Origin of the sequence: Herbaspirillum sp. NPDC101397 (assembly GCF_044767325.1) — a bacterium.
GTDB lineage: Bacteria > Pseudomonadota > Gammaproteobacteria > Burkholderiales > Burkholderiaceae_D > Herbaspirillum.
Genome location: NZ_JBIWNS010000010.1, coordinates 119,426 through 126,608, shown reverse-complemented (window position 1 = coordinate 126,608; position 7,183 = coordinate 119,426). Strand labels below are relative to the sequence as shown.

Here is a 7,183-nt window from a genome sequence, read left to right as displayed (position 1 = left end):
AATGCCGCACAGGCCGAAGCCGCCGACGGCAATCGTCTGGCCGTCCTTGACGATGCCGGATAACGCGCTGGACGCGTCGGGATAGACTTTATTCACGTGTCTCCTTTCGATTCTTATAGGTTCAAATGTCAGCAGGCATCATAGGACGCTGGTAGGGCAGCAACAATACGGTAAAAATACCTAGAATCGTCTCCAGGCCTTAGAATTCGGAATCCTGACCAGTATTTTTACGATACAAGAATTAGCAACGGACAATGAGCAACCCGCATCTCGTCGACTTTGAACAAGTATTCATGCATGCCCCGATCGGCATGTGCGTTTCGCACAATCGCGTGATCCAGCAAAGCAACCTGGCGCTGGCGAAGATGTTCGGCTATGCGCCTGGGGAATTGTCGGGCCAGTCGTTCATGGTGCTGTATCCGACTGCAGACGAATTCGAGCGTACCGGCGTGCGCCTGGTGCCCATCCTCAACGAAAAGGGCTTCTACTCCGACGAGCGCATCATGAAGCGCGCCAGCGATGAGATGTTCTGGTGCCACGTGACCGGCGCCTCGCTGGTGCAGGGCGATCCGCATGCGGCCGGTATCTGGACCTTCGAGGACGTCAGCGCCAAGCGTCCGCTGGCGCCCGGACTGACGCCGCGCGAGCGCGAGATCGCGGCGCTGCTGGTGGAAGGCAAGACCAGCAAGCTGATCGCGCGCCAGGTCGAACTGAGCCCGCGCACGGTGGAAATGCATCGCGCCCGGCTGATGCGCAAGTTCGGCGCTTCGACGTCTTCGGAACTCGTACACAAGCTGCTCAGCATCACTCCCTGATACCGGCTAGCCCTCTCCCCATTCCGGTTCGTCGGTAAACCGTTCCGCCAGAAAATCCAGCATGGTGCGCAAGGTTGCAGGCATGTGCTTGCGCGAGGCATACACGCCATAGATATCGAGTACGGTCGGCTCGTGTTGCGGCAGCAGCGCCACCAGCTTGCCGGACGCCACATACGGCGCGGCCGCATAGGACGGCAGATGCGCGATGCCGGCGCCGGCCAGCGCCGCGGACAGCAACACCATCGCCTCGTTGGCGCTGATATTGCCGCTGACCGCGACCGAGCTGTGCTTACCCTTGTGATCGAACTCCCACAGGCTTTTGCCGACATAGGAATGCGTCAGGCAGTTATGCAACGCCAGATCCGCGACCTTTTTTGGCGTGCCGTGTTCGCGCAGATAGGCGGGCGAAGCGCAAATCGTCGAACGGCACACCGACAGCCTGCGCGCGATCAGATTGGGATCGAGGCGCGTGGTCATGCGAATCGCCAGATCGATGCGTTCTTCCACCAGGTTGACGGTGCGGTCCAGCATCATCAGGTCGACCGCCACACCGGGATAGCGTTTGCAGTATTGCGCCACGGCGCGCACCAGCTGCGGACCGAATGAAGTCGTCGTGGTGATGCGCAACAAGCCCTTGGGCGCTTGTTGCGGCTGATTGACGGCGTTCTGCAAATCGCTCGCAGCCGTCAGCATCTGGCGGCAACGCTCCAGCACATCGTTGCCTGCCGGCGTCAGGCTCAGACGCCGCGTGGTCCGGTGCAACAGCCGCGCGCCTACCCATTCTTCCAGCTCCGCCAGGTAGCGAGAAATCACCGGCCGCGACATGTCCAGCTGCAAGGCCGCCGCCGACTGGCTGCCGCTGTCGACGATGCTCACAAACACCTGCATTGCGGTCAATCTGTCCATATTGCGCTCTTCATCCGTGTGGCCTTATATGACCGATTTTAGAAACAAACTATGTTTCATTATGCTGTTTTTCCAAAACAAATAAGTCATTAATCTTCGTTTGTCGCACTTTTCCCTGCGTTTAAACCTTTTTGGAGAGATGAACATGCATTCGAGCTTTCACACAATTTCCCGTCCGCTGCTGGCGCTGGCTGCGGCGGTCGGCATTTTCGCCGCCGGCACTGCCGCCGCGGCAACAACCGCATCCAATGACGCCCTCAAGCTGGACGTCTACAATCCCGGCGACAGCGCGCTGTTTCCGGTCAGCTCGGTACTGGTCAGCGGCAAGCAGGATGCCATCCTGGTCGACGCGCAATTCGGCCGCGGGCAGGCGCAACAGGTCGTGGAAAAGATCCGCGCCAGCGGCAAGAAACTGGTGGCTGTCTATATCAGCCACGGCGACCCGGATTATTACTTCGGCCTCGACACCATCAAGGCCGCCTATCCCGACGTGAAAATCCTGGCGACCCCGCAAACCGTGGCCCACATCAAGGAAACCGTCGCCCACAAGCTGGCCTTCTGGGGACCGAAGCTGGGCGCCGATGCGCCGACGCAAACCATCGTGCCCGATGTCCTCGACGGCAATTCGTTGACGCTGGAAGGCAAGAAGCTGCAAGTAATCGGTCTCGACGGCCCGCAACCTGAGCGCAGCTTCGTCTGGATTCCGTCGATCAAGGCGGTAGTCGGCGGCGTGGTGGTGGACGGCAACGAACACGTCTGGATGGCCGATACGCAAGGCGAAAAATCCCACAAAGATTGGCTGCTCACGCTGGCGCGCATCGAAAAGCTGAAACCGAAAACCGTCATCCCCGGCCACTACGCCGCCGGTGCGCCAATGACCATCGCTTCGGTGAAATACACCCGCGACTACATCAAGGCCTTCGACGCTGAAACTGTCAAGGCTGCCGACTCCGCCGCACTGATCGCAGCAATGAAAGCGCGCTATCCCGGCGCCACCAATCTTTCGGTGCTGGAATTGTGCGCCAAGGTCGCCAAGGGCGAGATGAAGTGGTAAGGCGGGTCAACGCACATTGATCAACGAGGTTCCGTCTTGAATAGCCGGCGCACATGCGCCGGCGTTTCACGTTAGGCTACCGGTCTCTCTTCAAGGAACGCATCATGAGTACTTACGACACCAGCAGCACGGCGCTGCATTACATCTACGACCCGCTGTGCGGCTGGTGCTACGGCGCCGCACCGCTGGCCGCAGTTGCACGCGAAATCATGCCGGTAATCGGCCATGGCGGCGGCATGATGATGGGCGCCAACCGCCAGCAGGTCAGCCCGGCCCTGCGTGATTACGTCATGCCATACGATCATCGGATCGCGGAATTGACCGGCCAGCCATTCGGCGACGACTACTTCAACGGCCTGCTGCTGGATGAGACCGCCGTCTTCGATTCGGCGCCACCGATCAAGGCGATTCTGGCGGCGGAAGACATCTCCGGACGCGGTCTCGACATGCTGGCACGTTTGCAAGCCGCCCACTACGTAGAAGGCAAGCGTGTTGCCGATGAAGATGTGCTGCAAGCGCTGGCGGCTGAACTGGGATTGAATGGGGAGGCATTCGCGCAAGCGTACGGCCGCGTCGGCGAAGAAGAATTGCAGCAGCACATCGCCGCCAGCCGCCGCTTGCTGGCGCAGGTCGGCGGTCACGGCTTTCCGACTTTCGTGCTGGAACAGGACGGCCGTTTCGAAGTGCTTGATGCCGGCCGCTGGCTGGGCGAACCCGATGCGTGGCGCGAGCATCTCGCCGCATACACGCATCGCTGAATCGACTCAGACAGGCAAGCCGAGTTCTCGCAATTGCTTCACCGTCTCGGCGCAATCGACATGATGAATCGCATGCCAGCCGAGGCGGCGCGCCGCTTCGACGTTCTTCGCCGAGTCATCGAGGAAGACCAGCTCCGACGGCTTCAGGTTGGGCAGATGCTTGCCGTAGCGCGTCAGCGCGATCTGGTAAATCACAGCGTCCGGCTTGATGCACTGCTCCGTTCCCGACACCACGATGTCGCGGAATATCTGCAGGAAATCATAGTTCGCCAGCGCGTACGGAAACGTTTCCGAAGACCAGTTGGTCAAGCCGAACAAGGGTACATCCTTGTCATGCAAGGTGCGCAGCAATTCGACGCCGTCATGCAGCGGCCCGCGCAGCATTTCCGTCCAGCGATCGTAAAACGCGCGAATCATCGGCTCGTGTTGCGGATGTTCGGCCAGCAGCAACTCGGTGCCATCTTTCAGCGTGCGGCCGCCGTCCTGGCGGATGTTCCAGTCGGGCGAACAGACATTGGTGAGAAAGTGTTCGCGCTCGGCGGCGTCGGGAATCAGGTCTTGATACAGGTGCAGCGGATTCCAGTCGAACAGCACGCCGCCGAAGTCGAACACCACGGCGCGAATGCCGGCCGAACTTGCATAGTCAGGGTTGAATTTTTGCATCAGGCGACCATCAGTTGAATGTTTAAGGAATGTTCTAGACATCAAAGCGTGCGGAAAAATTCATACAACTCGGGCGCATCCGCATACGCCACGTTGAAACGGAACCACGGCTGATCCGGCGGCGTGAGGTGGAAAAATTCCCCCGGCGCCAGCCAAATGCCCTTTTGCCGCGCGCGATCGGCGATATCGCGTGCGCTCAGGTCGCAGCCGTCCAGCCGCGCCCAGGAGAACATGCCGCCGCGCGGCGTGGTGAACGGCGTCAGGCCGGTCTCGCTGAGCTTGCCGTTGACGCGCGACTGCGCGTTGAGCAGCGACGCCGCCAGGTTCTCAACGTGGCGGCGATGGTGGCCTTCGGTCAGCACGCTGTGCACCAGGCGTTCGTTGATTTCGGAATTGGTCAGGCTCAGCACCATCTTGGTATGCACCAGCTGGCGCGCCAAGTCGCGCTGGCAGGCGATGAAGCCGAGGCGCAGCGACGGCGCGATGGTCTTCGAATAACTGCCGACGTAGATCACGCGCTGCAAGCCATCCAGCGCCGCCAGCATCGGATCGGTCGGCTGCCCCAGTTCGCGGAAGATGTCGTCCTCCACCACCCAGAAGCCATGACGCTCGGCCGCCTGCAAGACACGCATCGCGCAGGCCGGCGTGTACGATGTGCCGGTCGGATTGTGCAACACGCTGGTGGTGAAAAACAATTTCGGCTTGTGCGTGCGCGCCAAAGTTTCGAGCATCTCGGTGTCGACACCGGTGGGCGTACGTGGAATGCCGATTACGTTGAGGTCGGCCATCCTGAGCATGGCGATCAGGTTGCAATAACCGGGGTCGTCGACAAACACCGTATCGCCGCGCTTGACCATGGTGCGGATGATCAGGTCCAGGCCCTGCGTGGCGCCGTGCGAAGTGAGCACCTGGTCGAGCGAGACTTCCAGCGACCAGTTGGCCAGGAACTGGCAGATGATCTGGCGCAGCGGCGCGTAGCCGTAGGGGTGGCCGTAGCCGACCTGCTGCGCGCCGGGCGAGCGGATGATGCGGCGTTCGGCCTGGTGCAGGCCTTCGTCGTCCAGCCATTTGCCGGGTAGCCAGCCGCAGCCGGCTTTGATCGGCACGCGCTCGTCTGCGAACATTTCCGACAGCAGCCAGGCTGAATCGATGACCGGATCGGGCGGCGTGAAGGCCATCGCCGGCGGCGGGTTGGCGCCCTTGGGCGCGATGAAGAAGCCGGCGCCGCGCCGCACGATCAGGAGGCCGCGCGCGACCAGTTGCTCATAGGCTTCCACCACGGTCGAGGCGCCGATGGCGTGCGACTCGGCGAACTGGCGCACCGACGGCAGGCGCTCGCCCGAACGCAGCGCGCCCTGTTCGATCAATTGCGCCAATCCGTTCACCACTTGCTCGACCAGGCGGTTGCTCCCACTTCTGGAGCCGCCCTTTGCACCGTTGCGCTCCAATGTCAGGTAAACCGCTTCACGCTGGACCTTCGCCATCATTTCCTCGCTGTTGCCAGCCGTCGACATGATTCTGATCTTGTCGGACGGGCAAGTGTCATCAATACAGATTGTTGAAATAAACAATACAGTTCTTCGGTTAATTCCAAAGTGTATCTAACAATCCGGGCCGCGTCTCGCAATAATCAAGCATCTTCAACCGCCCGAGGTGCGCCTGAAATGAACAAACCACTGTCTTCTTCCGACCTGTCCGCCTATTGGATGCCCTATACCGCCAACCGCAACTTCAAAGCCAGCCCGCGCATGCTGGTCTCGGCGGAAGGCATGTATTACCGCGACGACGCCGGCAATGCCATCCTTGACGGCACTGCCGGCCTGTGGTGCGTACCGCTGGGCCACGCCCAGCCGAAGATCGTCTCGGCCGTCCAGAAGGCCGTGGCGACACTCGACTACGCCCCCTCCTTCCAGCTCGGCCATCCCATGGCATTTGAACTGGCCGAGCGCCTCAAGCAATACACCGGCGGCCGCTTCTCGCAAGTGTTCTACACCGGCTCCGGTTCGGAAGCAGTCGACACCGCCCTGAAAATCGCCCTGGCCTATCACCGCATGCGCGGCGACGCCACCCGCACCCGCCTGATCGGCCGTGAGCGCGGCTATCACGGCGTCGGCTTCGGCGGCATGTCGGTCGGCGGCATCGGCGGCAATCGCAAGACCTTCAACTCGGCCTTGCTGCAAGGCGTCGATCACCTGCCGCACACCCATAACCTCGAAAAGAACGCCTTCACCAAGGGCGAGCCTGAATACGGCACCCATCTGGCCGATGAACTGGAACGCCTGGTCACGCTGCACGACGCCTCCAACATCGCCGCCGTGATCGTCGAGCCGGTCGCCGGCTCCACCGGCGTGCTGATTCCGCCCAAGGGCTATCTCAAGCGTCTGCGCGAGCTGTGCACCAAGCACGGCATCCTGCTGATTTTCGATGAAGTGATCACCGGCTTCGGCCGCCTGGGCACGCCGTTCGCATCGGACTACTTCGGCGTCGAACCGGACATCTTCACCACCGCCAAGGGCCTGACCAACGGCGTGGTGCCGATGGGCGCCGTGTTCGTCAAGCCGCACATCCATGAAGCTTTCATGAACGGACCTGACGGCATCGAACTGTTCCACGGCTATACCTATTCCGGCCACCCGCTTGCCTGCGCCGCCGGCCTGGCGTCGCTGGATATCTTCGAACAGGACGGCATCCTCGAACACGCCAACAGCGTCGCCGATTACTTCCAGGAGGCAGCGCATTCTCTGCGCGGACTGCCGAACGTGATCGACATCCGCACCATCGGCATGATCGTCGGGATCGAGCTGGCATCGATCCCCGGCAAGGTCGGCGCACGTGCTTACGACGCCTTCCGCCGCGCCTTCAACGACGGCATCCTGATCCGCGTGACCGGCGACATCATCGCCTTGTCGCCGCCGCTGATCATCGAGAAGAAACACATCGACGAACTGTTCGGCAAGCTCGCCGCCATTTTGAAAACATTAGATTAA

The 7,183-nt window shown here is 61.2% G+C and carries 8 protein-coding genes; 4 read left to right on the top strand and 4 right to left on the bottom strand.

Going from position 1 to position 7,183, the window contains the following annotated elements; all coding sequences use genetic code 11:
* A partial coding sequence (locus ACIROW_RS22295) for a CoA-transferase (protein WP_402278782.1) occupies positions 1–96 on the bottom strand: 96 nt, incomplete at its 3' end.
* Positions 97–254: 158 nt separating this feature from the next.
* Between ACIROW_RS22295 and ACIROW_RS22290 the strand changes: the two genes are divergently transcribed.
* A complete protein-coding gene (locus tag ACIROW_RS22290; protein WP_402278968.1) occupies positions 255–815 on the top strand; it encodes a LuxR C-terminal-related transcriptional regulator in 561 nt (186 codons plus the stop codon).
* A gap of 6 nt (positions 816–821) precedes the next feature.
* Here ACIROW_RS22290 and ACIROW_RS22285 read toward each other — a convergent pair whose 3' ends face one another.
* The gene (locus ACIROW_RS22285; protein WP_402278966.1) at positions 822–1,721 is read right to left on the bottom strand and encodes a LysR family transcriptional regulator; all 900 of its coding nucleotides are present in this window, start codon (positions 1,719–1,721) and stop codon (positions 822–824) included.
* A gap of 145 nt (positions 1,722–1,866) precedes the next feature.
* Here ACIROW_RS22285 and ACIROW_RS22280 point away from each other — a divergent pair, with 145 nt between their 5' ends.
* Together ACIROW_RS22280 and ACIROW_RS22275 are read left to right on the top strand one after the other, a co-directional pair.
* Positions 1,867–2,775, top strand: a complete 909-nt coding sequence (locus ACIROW_RS22280; protein WP_402278964.1) for an MBL fold metallo-hydrolase — start codon at positions 1,867–1,869, stop codon at positions 2,773–2,775.
* Between the two features lie 104 nt (positions 2,776–2,879).
* Positions 2,880–3,533: a DsbA family protein gene (locus ACIROW_RS22275; RefSeq protein ID WP_402278962.1), complete on the top strand. Its 654-nt coding sequence runs from the start codon at positions 2,880–2,882 to the stop codon at positions 3,531–3,533.
* Positions 3,534–3,539: 6 nt separating this feature from the next.
* Here the strand turns inward: ACIROW_RS22275 and ACIROW_RS22270 are convergent, their stop codons facing one another.
* Together ACIROW_RS22270 and ACIROW_RS22265 are read right to left on the bottom strand one after the other, a co-directional pair.
* Positions 3,540–4,196: an HAD family hydrolase gene (locus ACIROW_RS22270; RefSeq protein WP_402278961.1), complete on the bottom strand. Its 657-nt coding sequence runs from the start codon at positions 4,194–4,196 to the stop codon at positions 3,540–3,542.
* Positions 4,197–4,237: 41 nt separating this feature from the next.
* Positions 4,238–5,680 carry a PLP-dependent aminotransferase family protein gene (locus ACIROW_RS22265; RefSeq protein WP_402278976.1) on the bottom strand — a complete coding sequence of 481 codons (1,443 nt, stop codon included), beginning with the start codon at positions 5,678–5,680 and terminating at the stop codon, positions 4,238–4,240.
* 180 nt (positions 5,681–5,860) lie between these two features.
* On the opposite strand from ACIROW_RS22265, the gene ACIROW_RS22260 reads away from it, so the two are divergent.
* On the top strand, positions 5,861–7,183 hold the full coding sequence (locus tag ACIROW_RS22260) for an aspartate aminotransferase family protein (RefSeq protein WP_402278959.1): 1,323 nt from the start codon (positions 5,861–5,863) through the stop codon (positions 7,181–7,183).